The sequence below is a fragment of the Treponema sp. UBA3813 genome (assembly GCA_002368605.1).
Taxonomy (GTDB): domain Bacteria; phylum Spirochaetota; class Spirochaetia; order Treponematales; family Treponemataceae; genus Treponema_D.
In genome coordinates this window covers 14,339-29,237 of record DFEB01000078.1, presented here as the reverse complement: position 1 = coordinate 29,237, position 14,899 = coordinate 14,339, and the positions used below count along the sequence as shown (strand labels likewise).

At 41.0% G+C, this 14,899-nt stretch carries 17 protein-coding genes; 7 read left to right on the top strand and 10 right to left on the bottom strand.

All coding sequences use genetic code 11. From position 1 onward, the window contains the following. Positions 1 to 68 precede the first annotated feature (68 nt). Positions 69 to 3,254: a helix-turn-helix domain-containing protein gene (locus tag B2089_RS11565; protein ID WP_296320004.1), complete on the bottom strand. Its 3,186-nt coding sequence runs from the start codon at positions 3,252 to 3,254 to the stop codon at positions 69 to 71. Positions 3,255 to 3,430: 176 nt separating this feature from the next. Here B2089_RS11565 and B2089_RS11560 point away from each other — a divergent pair, with 176 nt between their 5' ends. Both B2089_RS11560 and B2089_RS11555 read left to right on the top strand, forming a co-directional pair. Further along, the gene (locus B2089_RS11560; RefSeq protein WP_296320001.1) at positions 3,431 to 4,993 is read left to right on the top strand and encodes a tagaturonate reductase; all 1,563 of its coding nucleotides are present in this window, start codon (positions 3,431 to 3,433) and stop codon (positions 4,991 to 4,993) included. A gap of 311 nt (positions 4,994 to 5,304) precedes the next feature. Continuing rightward, positions 5,305 to 5,871, top strand: a complete 567-nt coding sequence (locus tag B2089_RS11555) for a PBECR4 domain-containing protein (RefSeq protein WP_296687394.1) — start codon at positions 5,305 to 5,307, stop codon at positions 5,869 to 5,871. A 78-nt stretch (positions 5,872 to 5,949) separates the two neighbouring features. Here the strand turns inward: B2089_RS11555 and B2089_RS11550 are convergent, their stop codons facing one another. Genes B2089_RS11550 through B2089_RS11535 form a run of 4 tightly spaced genes read right to left on the bottom strand, consistent with a single transcriptional unit; the run spans position 5,950 to position 8,818 of the window. Further along, positions 5,950 to 6,318 carry a hypothetical protein gene (locus tag B2089_RS11550; protein ID WP_296320143.1) on the bottom strand — a complete coding sequence of 123 codons (369 nt, stop codon included), beginning with the start codon at positions 6,316 to 6,318 and terminating at the stop codon, positions 5,950 to 5,952. Positions 6,319 to 6,335: 17 nt separating this feature from the next. Then, a complete protein-coding gene (locus tag B2089_RS11545) occupies positions 6,336 to 7,550 on the bottom strand; it encodes a hypothetical protein (RefSeq protein WP_296687390.1) in 1,215 nt (404 codons plus the stop codon). Beyond that, on the bottom strand, positions 7,492 to 8,331 hold the full coding sequence (locus tag B2089_RS11540; protein WP_296320146.1) for a leucine-rich repeat domain-containing protein: 840 nt from the start codon (positions 8,329 to 8,331) through the stop codon (positions 7,492 to 7,494). Before B2089_RS11540 ends, B2089_RS11545 begins: the two co-directional genes overlap by 59 nt. A gap of 55 nt (positions 8,332 to 8,386) precedes the next feature. Then, a complete protein-coding gene (locus B2089_RS11535) occupies positions 8,387 to 8,818 on the bottom strand; it encodes a hypothetical protein (protein WP_296320148.1) in 432 nt (143 codons plus the stop codon). 168 nt (positions 8,819 to 8,986) lie between these two features. Between B2089_RS11535 and B2089_RS11530 the strand changes: the two genes are divergently transcribed. Continuing rightward, positions 8,987 to 9,298, top strand: a complete 312-nt coding sequence (locus tag B2089_RS11530) for a helix-turn-helix domain-containing protein (RefSeq protein WP_296320151.1) — start codon at positions 8,987 to 8,989, stop codon at positions 9,296 to 9,298. Positions 9,299 to 9,364: 66 nt separating this feature from the next. On the opposite strand, the gene B2089_RS11525 is transcribed toward B2089_RS11530, so the two are convergent. Genes B2089_RS11525 through B2089_RS11510 form a run of 4 tightly spaced genes read right to left on the bottom strand, consistent with a single transcriptional unit; the run spans position 9,365 to position 11,980 of the window. Next, positions 9,365 to 9,793: a YcgN family cysteine cluster protein gene (locus tag B2089_RS11525; RefSeq protein ID WP_296320154.1), complete on the bottom strand. Its 429-nt coding sequence runs from the start codon at positions 9,791 to 9,793 to the stop codon at positions 9,365 to 9,367. Between the two features lie 34 nt (positions 9,794 to 9,827). Next, the gene (locus B2089_RS11520) at positions 9,828 to 10,070 is read right to left on the bottom strand and encodes a TIGR03905 family TSCPD domain-containing protein (RefSeq protein WP_296320158.1); all 243 of its coding nucleotides are present in this window, start codon (positions 10,068 to 10,070) and stop codon (positions 9,828 to 9,830) included. Next, a complete protein-coding gene (locus B2089_RS11515) occupies positions 10,070 to 11,092 on the bottom strand; it encodes a branched-chain amino acid aminotransferase (RefSeq protein ID WP_296320162.1) in 1,023 nt (340 codons plus the stop codon). The genes B2089_RS11520 and B2089_RS11515 overlap by 1 nt, the downstream gene beginning before the upstream one ends. Before the next feature lie 60 nt (positions 11,093 to 11,152). Next, a complete protein-coding gene (locus tag B2089_RS11510) occupies positions 11,153 to 11,980 on the bottom strand; it encodes an adenosylcobinamide-GDP ribazoletransferase (RefSeq protein WP_296320165.1) in 828 nt (275 codons plus the stop codon). Positions 11,981 to 12,016: 36 nt separating this feature from the next. Here B2089_RS11510 and B2089_RS11505 point away from each other — a divergent pair, with 36 nt between their 5' ends. The 4 genes from B2089_RS11505 (at position 12,017) to B2089_RS11490 (ending at position 14,157) form a co-directional block, all read left to right on the top strand. Further along, entirely contained in the window at positions 12,017 to 12,442 is a 426-nt protein-coding gene (locus B2089_RS11505; protein ID WP_296320168.1) for an acyl-CoA thioesterase, read from the top strand. Between the two features lie 108 nt (positions 12,443 to 12,550). Further along, entirely contained in the window at positions 12,551 to 13,072 is a 522-nt protein-coding gene (locus B2089_RS11500; protein WP_296320171.1) for a TlpA family protein disulfide reductase, read from the top strand. A 58-nt stretch (positions 13,073 to 13,130) separates the two neighbouring features. Continuing rightward, entirely contained in the window at positions 13,131 to 13,283 is a 153-nt protein-coding gene (locus B2089_RS11495; RefSeq protein WP_296320174.1) for a CD1871A family CXXC motif-containing protein, read from the top strand. 1 nt (position 13,284) lies between these two features. Continuing rightward, complete coding sequence (locus tag B2089_RS11490; protein WP_296320175.1) at positions 13,285 to 14,157, top strand: 4Fe-4S binding protein; 873 nt, start codon at positions 13,285 to 13,287, stop codon at positions 14,155 to 14,157. Here the strand turns inward: B2089_RS11490 and B2089_RS11485 are convergent. Continuing rightward, positions 14,154 to 14,897, bottom strand: coding sequence for an ABC transporter permease (locus tag B2089_RS11485; protein ID WP_296320178.1), 744 nt, complete (start codon positions 14,895 to 14,897; stop codon positions 14,154 to 14,156). The genes B2089_RS11490 and B2089_RS11485 overlap by 4 nt on opposite strands. Between the last annotated feature and the right edge of the window lie 2 nt (positions 14,898 to 14,899).

The window sequence follows — 14,899 nt, the reverse complement described above, 5'->3', positions numbered from 1 at the left end:
CACTTGGTAACCTAATTATACTTTAAAAATCCTTATGCCTTATTGGACAAAACCGAACTCTCTTATGATTATTTTGAACGAATTTTGCCCGGAGGAACACCATAAATCTTTTTAAAGACCCTGCAGAAATACGCCTGATCCTGAAAGCCCGAATTCTCTGCGATTTCATAAATCGTGTCGTTCGTTTCCAGAAGCATTTTCGTTGCTATATATATTCTATACCTATTTAGGTATTCCCACAAACTTAATCCAATTTCTTTATGGAAAATTCGTGTAAGATAATCTTCACTCACATGAACGGTATCTGCAAGTTTCCATCGGACAATTTGCTGGGAAGCATTTCTATTTAAATATAATATAGCCTTTTTTACGAGTGCGCCAGTGTGCGGAGGAAGAATTTCTTCACCGGCAAGGATTCCTTTTACACGCTCATTAAACTGCTCAGATTCTGCGGCCCCGCGGTTACACAAAATAATTCGAGGATGCGAACAAAGCAGCTCTATTTCTTCGTCGGTAGACACAGTGTCAGGAAGAACCAAGATTGGAACAAGAACGGTTTTTTGATTCTGTCGGATTCGTCGGATTGTATCTTCATCGATTTTTTCAAAAACAATCAGAGACGGTGTGATTTCTTCAAGGATATGATCAAATTCTTCCATGGAAGAGATGCTTACAGTGTTTGAATCAGTAGCCCAAGTTCCATAGTGAGTATGCTTGGCATTTACAAAGAGTACCGGAGCCGCACGCTGAGATTTTATTTTTTGCTCAAGCATTTCAATAAAAGTATGCCCAATCATATTGCGGCTGTAGCAAACAAGTGGAGCACGGAACAAAGCGTCATTATGGCGTAAACCGTATACTTTTATCCATTCATCTATAGGGGCAGAATCTGGCTCCCAAACAAGAATGGCATTTTCGATGTTTTCGGGAACCACCCCAGTCTCAAAAACATATTTGGGCTTAAGACCAAGCCTCATTTCACATGTTGAGTCTGAAACTGAATACATCTCAAGATTTTCAATAGAACGACCTTCCGGAGGAAGCCCCGCAAGGTTCGGCCAGGGCAAGGTAACCTCAGCATAGTTTTCTGATTTTTCTACATCACCAAATTGCAGGAGGATAATCTTTTCCGCAAGAAGCAACTCCGGTTTTTGCCAATCAAATCTACTTGAGTAAAATTCGATGTGAATTCCATCTGTTTTTTCTGAAATATACGGAGTCTTCTCTGCAAATTCAAAAATCGTCTGAAGAGCCCGCTTGAGCCGTTCTGCATCTCCAAAAAGAAGCGGCATATCACGATTCAAATCTGCGACAGCACTTCCGTGAAGAACTTGCCGGATATCAAAGAGTTTTTTATCCATCGGCAAATCATCAACCTGAGAACGAGTCAAATCAACGAGAGTTTCGGTTTTTTCGAGTTGAGAATCAATCTGAGAGCGAAGGAACAAAAGCTGTTCGGCAAGAATATCTTTGTCGAGAATGTTTTTTTCGACATTTTCCTCCATTTGTTGGAGTTTTGATGAAATATTTTTGAGCGGGTCGCACAAATCACTTCCAACATTCGCAAAGAATTCTGTTTTTGCAAATTCTGCCTGTTCGGCAATCCTTCTTGACTCATTCGTCTGTTCAAAAAGCAAAATACTCTGAAGAGCCGCACTAAGAGAGGATCGTATATCTTCATAAGCAATTCCTTGGCAACCAGAATAATTACAAATGATGTATCCGTAAGAGCAATCTTCCACAAACAAGGGCTGAATTATAAAAGCGCCGTGAGCAAAATCAGAAGAGTATCGCTCTGGAACGAAATTGCTTCGCGGAAAGCGAATTTCATCAGAGTGAACATCCTCGGCACCGCCAAAACCGCCGACATAGGTAGAATATGTTTCATCCTCATAGAGAACAAGGGCAAATGTGTGAATTCCGATTTCGACAAGCCGTTTTTTTAATATTGGAACAACTTTATGTCGTTCAAAAACAGAAAGCAAATCATTTTTTAACGCGCTTATACTTGAATTTGTTTTTTCGGATTCGTATCTTTTTTGAATAAGAACCCTTTCTTGAATTCGAGGAATAAGAACCGTAATATGACGAATAATCTTTTCGATGTAATCTGGAGCAAGACAGTTAAGATTTCGGAATAACGAAAGGACCGTAAAAAGATTAAGCAAGTCCCCGTCATTTTTAAAATATTCCGTAACACTTTGAGTCAACAAATCATAAAAGCGGGTTCTGTCATTTTCGAATAACGCCGCAAGCATCGGCTCAAATTTGTTTGATTTAGGGTCCGTGCGGAAAATTTTGTAAACTTCCTCTGAAAATTGCTCTCTTGTACGGATTCTGATTTTAACATCTGAAGACCATATCTTTGCATGTGTACAACCACAACTCTCGCGAATCACAGGATAGGCTGGCAAATTAATATCTGAAACACCCAGTTCACCGTTTAAAAGTTCGTTTATTTTGTCGTAGGCAACAACGCCCAATTCCGAATGGGGCATGTGCACCGTGGTGAAAGCAGGAATCGACATGCGACTTTCTTCGGTATCGTTAAATCCAGCGATAAGCAAATCTTTTGGTATGCGAATTCCATGCTGTTTAAAATAGCCCTCCGCAGCAAAAGTCATTAAATCACTTGCTGTTACAAGCGCTTCAAAATCCTTCCCCGGAACAAGTCCCCGTTCTTCGACCAACTGAATTGCGCCAGCAACACCGTCATACCACCCCAAAGGCCTTGTTACAAGTTTCGCAGAAATATCAATACCAGACTCGGAAAGGGCATCTTTATAACCACGGAATCGCTCTTCAGCAGAAGTGTGTGTCTCTGGACCGCGCAAAAATGCAATTTTTTTTACATTATGAACCTTAATAAAATGCTGAACCAACTCCTTCATGCCAGTGTAAGCATCAAATTCAGCACAGGGATGACCCTCGACTTTTTGACCGATTGTGACAAAGGGAATATCTTTAAATGTTTTGTGAAAATTTTCGATATCAGAAACAGGAACTGAACCGCTCAAACTCGATGCCCAACTGATAAGGCCGTCAATATTTGAAGAATTCGCAAGCTTGTATATTTCGTTTCGTAGATGCTCAGGCTTATCGGAGGCTTCTAACTTTCCGCCAGGGAAAATGAAAAAAGCCCCGCCATCTTCCATTGCTCTTGTCGCGAGCTCATGCCAAAGTTTGAGCGCGGAGCCAGCGTGAATTGTTGAGAGAATAAAGCCAAGTCTTCGTTCTTTGTGGGAAATATCCATTTTTTTTATATTCTACAACGATGACGGTATTTTTACAAGTTATATATTTTTTTTACAAATACTTTTTTATGATTCTGCATTTAATTATTCACTTCTTCATTAACACATGACACAAATTATAATTAGTGATAGAATAGAACAAATTTTTTTAATGAACTTCCGGAGGTTCAATTAGTATGGCTCTTAAGTCAATTAAAGATGTAGTAAAGACAGTAAAACGCCCAGAGAAAATCCTTCAGTTTGGTGAAGGCGGATTCTTGCGCGCATTCGTAGATTGGCAGATTGATATCGTCAACGAAAAAACAGACTTCAACGGCAGCATCGTAATCGTTCAGCCACTTGAAAAAGGCATGATTGACGCGATGAACGCTCAGGACAACTTGTACACAACAGTTCTCCGCGGCATGAAAGACGGAAAACCAACTGTTGAGACACGAGCAATCACTTCTGTAAGCCGCTCAATCAACCCATACACAAACTATGACGACTATATCGCCCTGGCTTCTAGCCCGGATTTGCGCTTCCTCGTTTCTAACACAACTGAGGCTGGTATCCGCTTTGACACAGAAATCGACGGCGTTCCAGTAACTCTCGACCAGAAGCCACAGAAAAACTATCCTGCAAAAGTCACCGCATTCCTGTACAAACGCTTCCAGGCATTCAAGGGCGACACTTCTAAGGGCTTGATTTTGATTCCTTGTGAACTTTCTGACCAGGCAGGTCTTAACCTTCGCATCAACATCCTCCGCTACGCTGAAATGTGGCAGCTGGGACCGGACTTCATCAACTGGTTCGACGAGGCTTGTGATGTCTGCTCATGCTTGGTTGACCGCATCGTTCCGGGCTACTTCCCACTCCTCGCAAAAGAAGAGAACGGCAAGACTCAGGCAGAAAACCTCTGCGAAAAACTGGGCTACGAGGACAAACTCCTTGACTCAGCTGAGCTCTTCCACTTCTGGGTTATCGAATCTAAAAAATCACACGAAGACGAGCTTCCACTCGTTAAGGCCGGCTTGCAGGTTAAGTGGGTTCAGAACATGGACTACTACCACACACGCAAAGTCCGCATCTTGAACGGCGCACACACATCTTCAGTTTTGGCAGCATTCTTGGCAGGCTCAAACTATGTTCAGGATATCGTATGTTCTGAAAAAGTCGGAAGCGGATTCAACACACCGAACGCTGATGCACAGAAATTCATGCACGACATCATCTTCAATGAAATCGTTCCTTCAATCGACGGCGATCAGGAAGACTTGAAGAAATACGCACAGGATGTTTGGACTCGCTTCCAGAATCCATTCAACCCACACCGCTTGATTGAGATTTCTTTGAACTCTGTGGCAAAATACTGGACACGCTGTTTGCCTTCTGTATTGCAGTCTGTCAAGAAGAACGGCTCAGTTCCAAAACTGCTTGGCTTCTCAATCGCAGCCCTCATCGCCTTCTACAACGGTACAGAAATCAAAGAGAACGCAAAAGGCCAGAAATGTCTTATTTCTAAACGAGAAGAAGGCGAATACGAGAACCTGGATACTCTTCCAGTCCTCGAATTCTTCGCTGCTCTCAACAAAGAGACAAAAGACGCAAAAGTTATCGCAAACAAGGTCTTGAGCAATGTTGACTTCTGGAAAGAAGATTTGACAAAGGTCGCAGGACTTGAAGCCGCTGTGGCTGGTCACTTGGAATCAATCCAGAAAAACGGAATGAAAGTTGCGTTGGCAAATATTGTAAAATAAATGCCGCGAGTTTGCGAAAGCAAACTCGTTAAGCACGCTTGCGTGCGACGTATGAAGAAAGCACTGGCTGAGATTGTGAAATAAGGCAAGTCTTACACTTGACTTTTCGCCAAGCGTAACTTATATTGTATTTAGTGGCGGACAACTCGTGTGTTCGTCCAAGCGATGAAGCATAGCAGCGTACCAGGAAGCCTTGCTGTGCAGAGCTTTCAGTAGGGGTTGTGCAATAACCTCAACCTGGAGTAGGTGCAAACCGAAAGAAAATGCCCCTTAAGCCCGTCCTTGCGACGGGTTTTTTTGTCGGAGAGCTGATGGATAAACTTCTTGCATGTGCAAAAACTTTTGAGTCCTTAATTAATACGGAATATCGCATCCTTATTGCACACAAGAACAATCAAATCGATTTGAAAATCAACTTTAATGCAATCGACTTCCACCACTTGATGGGCTTAGGAAAACTAAAAGATTTGCGAATTCACCGAGATAACCGCACCGAAGTTTTCAGAAAAATTTTGAGCGGAAAAATCACTTACGACACAATCAAGCAAAGCAAATCCATTCAAGAAATCGAAAATCGTTTTGAGCCACTTTCTCACCTTGAAGAACTACTCGACAGCAATTATCTGACATTCCGTTACCGCCCACAAAATAATCCGACTTCAACGATAATTGCGGAATTTCTTTTGTCTGCTGATTTTCAAGGCAATGATGTGTACATCTTTCTTGACAAAAAGGAACATGCCCAAAATTATTTCTGTCGCTCGTTCTTTCCCAAAACTGACAAAGATTACACTGTCGGGCAGATTAAGTACACATTGTTACGAAAAGAAAAAACCACGCTCTCTACTGGAGAAAGCGTGGTGCAGTATGAGAAGTGATTATAGATTTAATTTTTATAACTCAATTAAATAGAATCATGTCTCCTTCTGTACAGACCACTTTACCTTCTCTAGCTGTCAACTAAACAAAAAAGCACATGCAAGGATAAAAACCAAAAGCAATAATAGACCTGCGCCTTCCACGATTTTGACCAACGAGCCCAATATGCCTAAATAATGAAGTAAAATCAATACACCTGCAATTATAGCGATGACAATCAGAATTGGAATCAGGCAGCCTTTTTCTTTTTTGCCGAATAGCGTAAGCAATTTTTTTCGGTCGCTGATTTCAGTTATGCCGATTTTTTCATAGTCGCTTTCTGTCATTTTGGCAAGAAGCGATTTGTCCAACAGTTTTTTCTCTTCAAGCAACGGAATACAGTGTTCAAGACCATTGCTTACAAGAAGAGATTTTAGCTTTGCGCTGTTTGAATCAGAATTTTTCATTATCCTCGTCCTCTAGGTTAAAAATCATTGCGATTGGTCATACTATCTTTGTATTTTTGTAAAGCTTGATTATAATTGTTTTCCCTAATTTTTATATCTTCAAAAGTAATAAGTGCACTATAAGCACCGAAACCTTGTTCTGAACTGCCGTAAAAAACTTCAGTTTTATCAAATTTCTTGTAAGTTTTTCCGTACATATTAAGGGGACCTATATTAGTAGACCCATCGACAGGTCTGCCATTAAATTCATATTTCGAAACAATAGAATTCACCAATGATTTTATCGCAGCGATTGTATTTGTATTGTAAGTATTTCCATCATAAATCAAATATACTTTATAAAGTTTGTCATTAATAAAAAGAAAACTAACAGCATCAAAAGAAATTTGTCCGTAGGAAATCGAGTTACCAACTAAAACTTCTGCAATATACGGTTCAGAACCTAATATACCTATGTCGACTATTTTTAATTCCGGCACCCATTCTTTTTCATGGGCTTTACTCCATTTTTTTTTCACTTCGGCTTTAGACATACCAAATTTGTAATCTTGTACTCCAGTCAATCTACTAGCTTCGATTCTCCGTCTTTCTGCCTCTTCCGCATCTGCTTTTTCTTTTGCTGCGTTTAAGCGGTTAATATTATAAAGAGCTTCTTCTTTTAGTTTAGGAAAATTATTTATCAAATCATATGTTATTTCCGGCCAAGCTATATCTAAATTGTTTTTAAATGCTAGACGGCAATAATCACATTCTGTAGTTAATGAATCATAGTGTTCAATTTGTTCTTCTGACAAAGTATCTTCATTTTGGAGCAACAAATTGTAAAAGTAAAACCAGTTTTCAGCATTTTCAGGATGCTCCTGATCTTGCAATATGGGAAGATGATTTTTCTTGTGGAAATCATAAAGGCTTAACATCACATGTTTTATAGGTTCATTTTTTAACCGAAAACCATTCTCTTCTTTAACAAAAGCGTAATTTTCATCTTTTTCAAAATAACCAAGCAAATCATCATATAAAAGCCAAAGATCCCCCTCATTTGCCTGTTCCAGTAATTGTTCAGATATTTTTTCATGTTTACTTTGCTCACTCTCACAGGAAAGATGCAGAAGAATAAAAATACCACATATTGCAAAAGCTAAATGTTTCATAATAACACCTAAATTTGCTTTACTATTCCCATTTATAAGTTTCACCATCGTAATAAATAGTGGAAAGCCGTTCACATTCATAAAAAATATTTGAAAGGTTGTCTTCAGTTAACTGAATGCTTGATGGAAGTGTAACGCTTCTGAGATTATTACAATTAAAAAATGCACTTTGTTCAATTTTCGTCACCGATTCAGGAACTATTACATCTTCTAAATTTTTACAACCAAAAAAAGCTCCTGTACAAATTGTTTTTGTACCATCATGTATTTTTAGTTCTCTACTGTGGCTAGCAGGACAACAAATCAATATCTGCATATCCTTGCTATATAATACTCCGTCATAGCTACTGTAATTTTTATTTTTTTCTGAAACTTCTATAAATTTGAGTTCCTGATTCCAAGGTGCAAACTCGTTATTAATTTCTGTCACAGACGAAGGAACTATGAACTTTTTAACATCTGTACCCATATTAAAACCTTTTCCTAATTTTTTGATACCCAACGGCAAAATTATTTTTTTTAGATTATAGAGCTCGCTAAATTCATCGCTTATTTCTCTAATTCCTTTTGCATTTGATAAATTCAAAACAATTTTCACATTTTTTGGAAGGAAGTACCTTAACACCGTTGGATCTGGAATACCCATAGGTACATAAAAAGCATTTGCAATTTCTTCCAAATCTTCTTTTGTTACAGTTCCTTTTACTATGACTTCAGAATCTTCTTTTATTGTTTTTACAAGCTCCTCTGCTTTTTCTAAAGGAACGGTAATTCCATTTGCTGTAAGTGTTGGTGAACAGCTACATCCTGCTAAAACAAAACAGAAAAATGAAAAAATTATAATTATTGTTTTATTCATCATTATTTTCTCCTAAACAAAAGGATAAAATCCATTCAATTATTCTCTTATGCCTTCTTTATACAACAGGAATTACACCATAGTCACAACATATTTTTGTGAAAAGTGCGGACGCAACAATTCTGTTTTTTGCTTCAGTGCTATCCTTCGCGGAATTTTTTATTGATTTTTTATATTTATCCATATCGAAGTGCTCAATTTCTATTTCATCTGTAGCTGCTGCCGCTGATTTTGGAGCTGCCATTACACCTATTGAACAGTCGTATTTCTGTATATACTCGATATTCTTTTTGAAAGATGCTGCATCAGAACCTGTTGTGCTTACAAAAATCGTGATGCCATTGATTTTAAACCAGCCCCAACTGTCAGTACCCCAGTCACGCCAAATTTCTTCAAATTCAGAAGTCTCAGAAAACAATGATGACAGAATCTTTAAGGCTGAAGTTCTTGATTCTACATCATCTGATGATACGGTAATAATTTTTCGCATAGTAAAATTCCTCCTTAAACTTAGCATAAAATGCTTTGTTTCTCAAAAATTATAACATTAAAAATCAATAAATCAAGCGAAATTTGGCATTAAATGCCAAAAGTGTTAAGAATATTTTCATTAAGTGCTATGTTTTGTAATCAGTTCAATCTATAAAATCCTCATTATATGAATGTAAAAGAAATTTTTGGCGAGAATCTAAAGCATTTCAGAAAACTAAGAAAACTGACACAGGAAGAACTGGCTGAAAAATTAGATATTATCCCGACACATCTCAGCCGCATAGAAAACGGAAAATCTTTTGTGACGGCAGAACTTCTGGACGCGCTTTGTGTCATTTTTAATACAACGCCAGCAAGTTTCTTTTACACGGCGCAAGAATTCTCAGGCGATGACAGCCTTTTTGCCAGAATTGACTCAGTGATTGACGAGGAGCTTGAAAAATTGGGAATTAAATTGAAGGAAAAGATTCGGAAATAGAATCGCGAGCGGGATGAAAAATAATTCACCACAAAAAGTGCAGAAATTTCAAGTGTTTTTGCTTTTTCAAATCTCGTATTCGTCCCAGTCACATTCGTCCACTTCGTGCTCGTGGATTCCATTCTGAATCAAGATTCCCGCTTCACCCACGCTTTCTTTGCGGCCAGAAATCAGGGGATGCCAGTCGGGAAGTGGCTTTCCTTCGTGGACAAGGCGGTAGGCGCAAGTTTCAGGGAGCCAGTCGAATTGGGAGACATTGTTTTTGGTGAGCTGGAGACAATCTTTGATGATTTTGAAGCGGTTCTCGTAGTCGCGGCACTTTCCGGTCTTTAGGTCCAGCAGGTCACAGGCCACGCGGGTGTAATGTGTCTTTTCCCGCTTTCCGTAGCCTGTGATGTACTTCCGGTAACAGCAGCGGCCGCATCCGTCGCAGAGGGATTCCCATTCTTCGGGTGTCAGCTCTGCAAGGGATTTAGTTCTGTAGAAATCTTTCATTGGTGCGAAAATTCTAAGAATGCCATAGAAGACGCTATGCAGTCATTACGGCTTTTGCCAGCTGGTCGGCGCAGGAAGTCGGCTTGTTGCCGCAGAGATTTCCCAAAAGCTTCGCGTTGATTTCTTCGGCCTTCATGCCTTCGCAGAGCTTGGCGATTGCCTTGAGATTGCCGTTGCAGCCGCCTTCAAAAGAGATGTTGTGAATGCGATTTTCGGCATCGCGCTCAAAGTGAATTAGGCGAGCGCAGGTGCCGCTTGTTTTGTAAGTAATTTCCATTACTTTATTTCGTAAATCCAGCCTTCAGGAGCTTTTTCGGTGCCCATCTGGATGCCCGTGAGAGTTTCGCGGAGTTTTTTGAGGACAGGGCCGATTTCATCCATGCCGCTTGGGACATTGATTTTTGTGCCGTGGTCATCGATGCAGCCGATTGGGCTGATTACAGCAGCGGTGCCGCAGAGACCGATTTCCACGAAGTCTTTAAGCTCGCTCTTGTTGACCTTTCGCTCCTCGACTTCGATGTGGAGATAGTCTTTTGCAACCTGAATAAGGGAGCGGCGAGTGATTGACGGCAAAATGCTGTTTGACTTCGGAGTGACCAGTTTTCCGTCTTTTGTGACGAAAAGGATGTTTGCGCCGCCAGTTTCTTCTATATAAGTGTGTGTTGCCGGGTCTGTGTAGATGTTCTCGGCGAAGCCTTTTTTGTGAGCGTCAACGATGTTGTAAAGGCTCATTGCGTAGTTGAGACCAGCCTTGATGTCGCCGGTTCCGTGGGGAGCCGCGCGGTCAAGGTCAGAGATGCGCACTGTGATTGGTTTTACGCCGCCCTTGAAATATGGGCCGACCGGTGTAACAAGAATGCGGAACTGATATTCGTCTGCCGGTTTAACGCCGATAACTGCGCTTGAACCGAACATATATGGACGGATGTAAAGAGTTGCTCCGCTTCCGTAAGGCGGAACCCAGTCGATATTTGCTTTGATTGTGTCGATGACGGCTTTAATCCAGCGGTCTTTTGGGAAGACTGGCATTTCCAAACGCTCGCAAGAATCCTTCATGCGGTCAGCGTTTAAATCAGGGCGGAATGTGACGATTTTTCCGTCTGCGGTGGTGTAGGCTTTGAGGCCTTCAAAACAAGTCTGAGCGTACTGCAAGACGCCAGCACATTCTGACATTGTGATTGTGTGGTCGCTGGTGAGAGTTCCCTCGTCCCACGCACCGTTTTTCCAATTTGCAACGAAACTTTTTGTAGTTTCCATGTAACCGAAAGGCAAATTTGCCCAATCCAAATCTTTCGCCATTTTTTTACCTCGCTTAAAGCTCAATGAAAAAAGAGTATCACTATAGAAGATTTTTTTCAATTAGCAATTTGAAATCACTAAAACGACAAGTCCGAGAATCTCGCACATTTGAACGAACCAGCCTGCCGTGTCTCCGGTGATTCCGCCAAAGTTTTTTACGGCGACGACGAAGTAAAAGCAGAAAACTGAAAGACTTGCCCCCACCAAAGCGATTCCCAAAAATCTGTAAAAATAAATCAGAACGAGTGAAATCAATAAAAAGAAAATGTAGCACCAAAGCGCCGTGAATCTTTTTGCGCTTGCAGAGGCGAATGTGTGGACAAGACCGCTGTTTTTCGCAATGGGAAAAGTGGCAACGGCAAATGCGCTTAAAAGCCTGCTGATGATAAAAATACTCACAATCGGGAGAAAATTCATAAGGCGGACGAAAAAATTTACGAATCGGTGAGAAGAAGCCGAGCCGAAAAAGTAATCACAGATTTCATAAGAAAGAACATAATAAGAAAGAAAATAAATAACACAAGCCAAAACTGCAAAAGCCCCGGAATGACTGTCTTTTAAAATCTCAAGCTTTTTTTCACGACTGGCGTGACTTGCCAAAGCATCGCAAGTGTCCATAAAACCGTCGAGGTGAATCCCCCCGCTGATGAAAACAGGAATCAAAGTGAAGCCAAGGGCAATCAAATGAAGGGAAATCGTTCGCTGCCAGACAAAAAGCAGCTGAATCCCGAAAACAAACCAAGCAAGCCAGAAAACCGCAATCACAAGCCCCACGAGGGGAAAAGCGCACATCATATAGCGCATGTTTTTTTCGTTCCATTCAACTCTGGGAGCGGGAAGGGAAGAGAAGGTTGAGAAAGCCAAAATCATCGATTTTATGAAAGTCATATTTTATATCTTAATAGTATGTGATAAAATAAAAAAATGGAAGTCAAAGCATACAAACACACAGTTCAATATTACGAAACAGACAAAATGGGAATTACCCACCATTCAAATTATGTACGCTGGATGGAAGAAGCCCGCGTTGATTTTTTGAAGCAAATTGGCTGGGATTATGCACGCCTCGAATCTGAAGGAATTATCTCTCCTGTTGTCGGAGTAAGTTGCAGATACAAACATAGCACTACATTTTCTGACACAGTTACAATCTCCGTTGCTGTTGAAGAATACAGTGGTATCAAACTTAAACTCAAATACTCTATGCAAAATGAAAATGGTGAATCTGTATGTGAAGGCAACAGTGAACATTGTTTCGTAAATGCAGAAGGCAAAATCGTCATGATAAAAAAAGAATACCCGACTTTTCATGAACTTCTGACATCTCTTTGCCAATCTCAACAAAAATAGAAATCTGAATTTTTTTTTCATCTTTCGTTAATCTTTTTTTAAGGTCTTCTACCAGAGAATGTGCTATAGTTATAATGAAAACAAAAGCTACTCTTGGAGGAGGACACTATGAAAAAGATTCTTACAATTCTCGCTTTACTTTCTGTCGCGACTCTCTCTTTTGCACAAAAAGCCGGCGATAAAGTCACATTCACTTCAAAAGACATGAATGGCACAGCCATTACAAGCGAAATTTTCGCAAAAAACAAAATCACCATGGTCAACATCTGGGGAACTTTCTGTCCGCCCTGCATTAAAGAAATGCCTGACCTTGCAAAACTCAACGAAGCCAACAAGTCAAAGGGCGTTGAAGTGGTGGGGATTCCTATCGACATCGTTGACCGCATGGGAAATATTCTCCCGAAGCCAAAAGCTGACGGTGAAGAAATCATCGCAAAAACCGGGGCGAATTACACTCACATCATTCCCAGCAAAGATATGATGAACGGACTTTTGCGCAATATTCAGGCCGTTCCAGCAACAATTTTTGTAGACAAAGATGGCAAAATCATCGGCCAGGTCTACTTGGGAGCCAGAAGCCAAAAAGACTGGCAGAAAATCATCGACGACTTGCTGGCAAAGCAGAAGTAATTTAGACACAGATGGACGCAGATAAACGCGGATTAAATCTGATTGCACAGAGGTTTTTATGAAACTGACCGAAAAACATCGTCGCCTTGTCGCTCTTGTTGTCCTTGTTCTTGGAATTGCCCTTGTCTTTGCGGGCATTTTCCGTGGCGAGGCACAGGCTGTTTTTAACAAGGCGACTCACATCTGCATGGAATGTATCGGGATTGGGTGAGATGGAAAAGAAAGCACCTTCAATCGCGGAAAAACGCGCACGACACAGTCGTATCCGTCTCATAATCCAGGCTTTGTTCACCGCGCTCTCAAACGGCTACATCAAGGGCTTTGCTCACGGTCAGATTTTTGAAGGGGCATCGAAATATGTATGCGTTCCAGGTATGAACTGCTATTCCTGCCCTGGCGCGCTGGGTGCCTGCCCGATCGGCTCCCTTCAAGCCACTCTGAACAGCCGGGACTACAAAATCTCCATGTACATCGTCGGGCTTTTGGTCATTTTCGGCACTTTCCTCGGTCGTTTTGTCTGCGGATTTTTGTGCCCTTTCGGTCTTGTGCAGGATTTGTTCTATAAAATCCCCTTCGTAAAAAAGATTCGCTCTCTTCCCGGTGAGAGAGCCCTGCGTTATCTTCGCTTTGTCTTTCTCGCCGTTTTCGTAATCTTACTTCCGGCTTTTGTGGCGGATTTTATGGGCTTCGGTGAGCCCTGGTTCTGTAAGTGGATTTGCCCTGTAGGCACGCTTGAAGGTGGAATTCCCCTCGTTCTTTTGAATTCAGCCATGCGGGGAGCGGCGGGATTTATCTTCCGGTGGAAGCTTGCCATTCTGATTCTTACGATTATTTCTTCTATTATAATCTACCGTCCTTTCTGTCGATATGTCTGTCCGCTGGGAGCAATTTACGGAATTTTCAATAAAATTTCCTTCTACCGATTTAAAATCGATGACTCAAAATGCACAAAATGCGGAACTTGCCAAAAAATCTGCAAGCTCAACATTCCTGTCTACGAAAAGCCTGACAGCGCGGACTGCATTCGCTGCGGAGACTGCAAGGCGGCCTGCCCTCACTCGGCGATTACAAGCGTAAAATTCTAGGATTTTGCTTTTTTTACGAAAAGAAGAGGAAGTCCGCTCACCAAAAGAACAAGAATCACCATAATCAGCGCGTAGGCATAAATCTCTTCGTACTCATTAAAATACGCGCTTGAATAAACTGCCTTTCCGAGAGAATTTCTGCTCTGAACAAGATATTCTGTCGTTACGATGATTTTTATTCCCGTGCCGACTGCATTGATAAAGGCCTGTTTCAAATATCCAGCCATCAAAGGCAAATATACCGAAAATAAAATCCGCGGGGAAAAATTGCTGTTCAATCTGTAAACATCGATTAAATCCCGGTCGATTCTGATGCAGCCCTCGCAAGTCGCTTCGCTAATCATGGGGATAAGAACGAGACTGGCGGCAATATATGGCACTTTGGGATATTTCGTAAGCACCATGATAATCACTACAAGCACAATCATAGGAATCGAACGGAGCATAATCATCAGGGGCTTAAAAATCTGACGGACACAATTGCTCAATCCCTCCGCCATGCCGATTGCCACTCCCAAAACCGTAGAAAAAATCAGCGCGACGAACAAATGCCAGAATGTGGTGAGAATAAGCCTGTAGGTTTCGGGGGTTTTTAAAAGATTGAAAAATGCTTTGAGAATTTCAAGAATTCCGGGAAAGACCAGAGGATCGCCTTTTGCCTTTCCCAGAATTTGAATCAAAACTCCGATGAGAATAATGCCGATGGAGAAAAAGAGTGTATTTTTTGTTTTATTCGGCAATC

Bases quoted from the DNA above. Each gene is read 5' to 3' on its own strand.
- B2089_RS11565 (WP_296320004.1), bottom strand. From the start codon at position 3,254: ATGGATATTTCCCACAAAGAACGAAGACTTGGCTTTATTCTCTCAACA.
- B2089_RS11560 (WP_296320001.1), top strand. From the start codon at position 3,431: ATGGCTCTTAAGTCAATTAAAGATGTAGTAAAGACAGTAAAACGCCCA.
- B2089_RS11555 (WP_296687394.1), top strand. From the start codon at position 5,305: ATGGATAAACTTCTTGCATGTGCAAAAACTTTTGAGTCCTTAATTAAT.
- B2089_RS11550 (WP_296320143.1), bottom strand. From the start codon at position 6,318: ATGAAAAATTCTGATTCAAACAGCGCAAAGCTAAAATCTCTTCTTGTA.
- B2089_RS11545 (WP_296687390.1), bottom strand. From the start codon at position 7,550: ATGAATGTGAACGGCTTTCCACTATTTATTACGATGGTGAAACTTATA.
- B2089_RS11540 (WP_296320146.1), bottom strand. From the start codon at position 8,331: ATGATGAATAAAACAATAATTATAATTTTTTCATTTTTCTGTTTTGTT.
- B2089_RS11535 (WP_296320148.1), bottom strand. From the start codon at position 8,818: ATGCGAAAAATTATTACCGTATCATCAGATGATGTAGAATCAAGAACT.
- B2089_RS11530 (WP_296320151.1), top strand. From the start codon at position 8,987: ATGAATGTAAAAGAAATTTTTGGCGAGAATCTAAAGCATTTCAGAAAA.
- B2089_RS11525 (WP_296320154.1), bottom strand. From the start codon at position 9,793: ATGAAAGATTTCTACAGAACTAAATCCCTTGCAGAGCTGACACCCGAA.
- B2089_RS11520 (WP_296320158.1), bottom strand. From the start codon at position 10,070: ATGGAAATTACTTACAAAACAAGCGGCACCTGCGCTCGCCTAATTCAC.
- B2089_RS11515 (WP_296320162.1), bottom strand. From the start codon at position 11,092: ATGGCGAAAGATTTGGATTGGGCAAATTTGCCTTTCGGTTACATGGAA.
- B2089_RS11510 (WP_296320165.1), bottom strand. From the start codon at position 11,980: ATGACTTTCATAAAATCGATGATTTTGGCTTTCTCAACCTTCTCTTCC.
- B2089_RS11505 (WP_296320168.1), top strand. From the start codon at position 12,017: ATGGAAGTCAAAGCATACAAACACACAGTTCAATATTACGAAACAGAC.
- B2089_RS11500 (WP_296320171.1), top strand. From the start codon at position 12,551: ATGAAAAAGATTCTTACAATTCTCGCTTTACTTTCTGTCGCGACTCTC.
- B2089_RS11495 (WP_296320174.1), top strand. From the start codon at position 13,131: ATGAAACTGACCGAAAAACATCGTCGCCTTGTCGCTCTTGTTGTCCTT.
- B2089_RS11490 (WP_296320175.1), top strand. From the start codon at position 13,285: ATGGAAAAGAAAGCACCTTCAATCGCGGAAAAACGCGCACGACACAGT.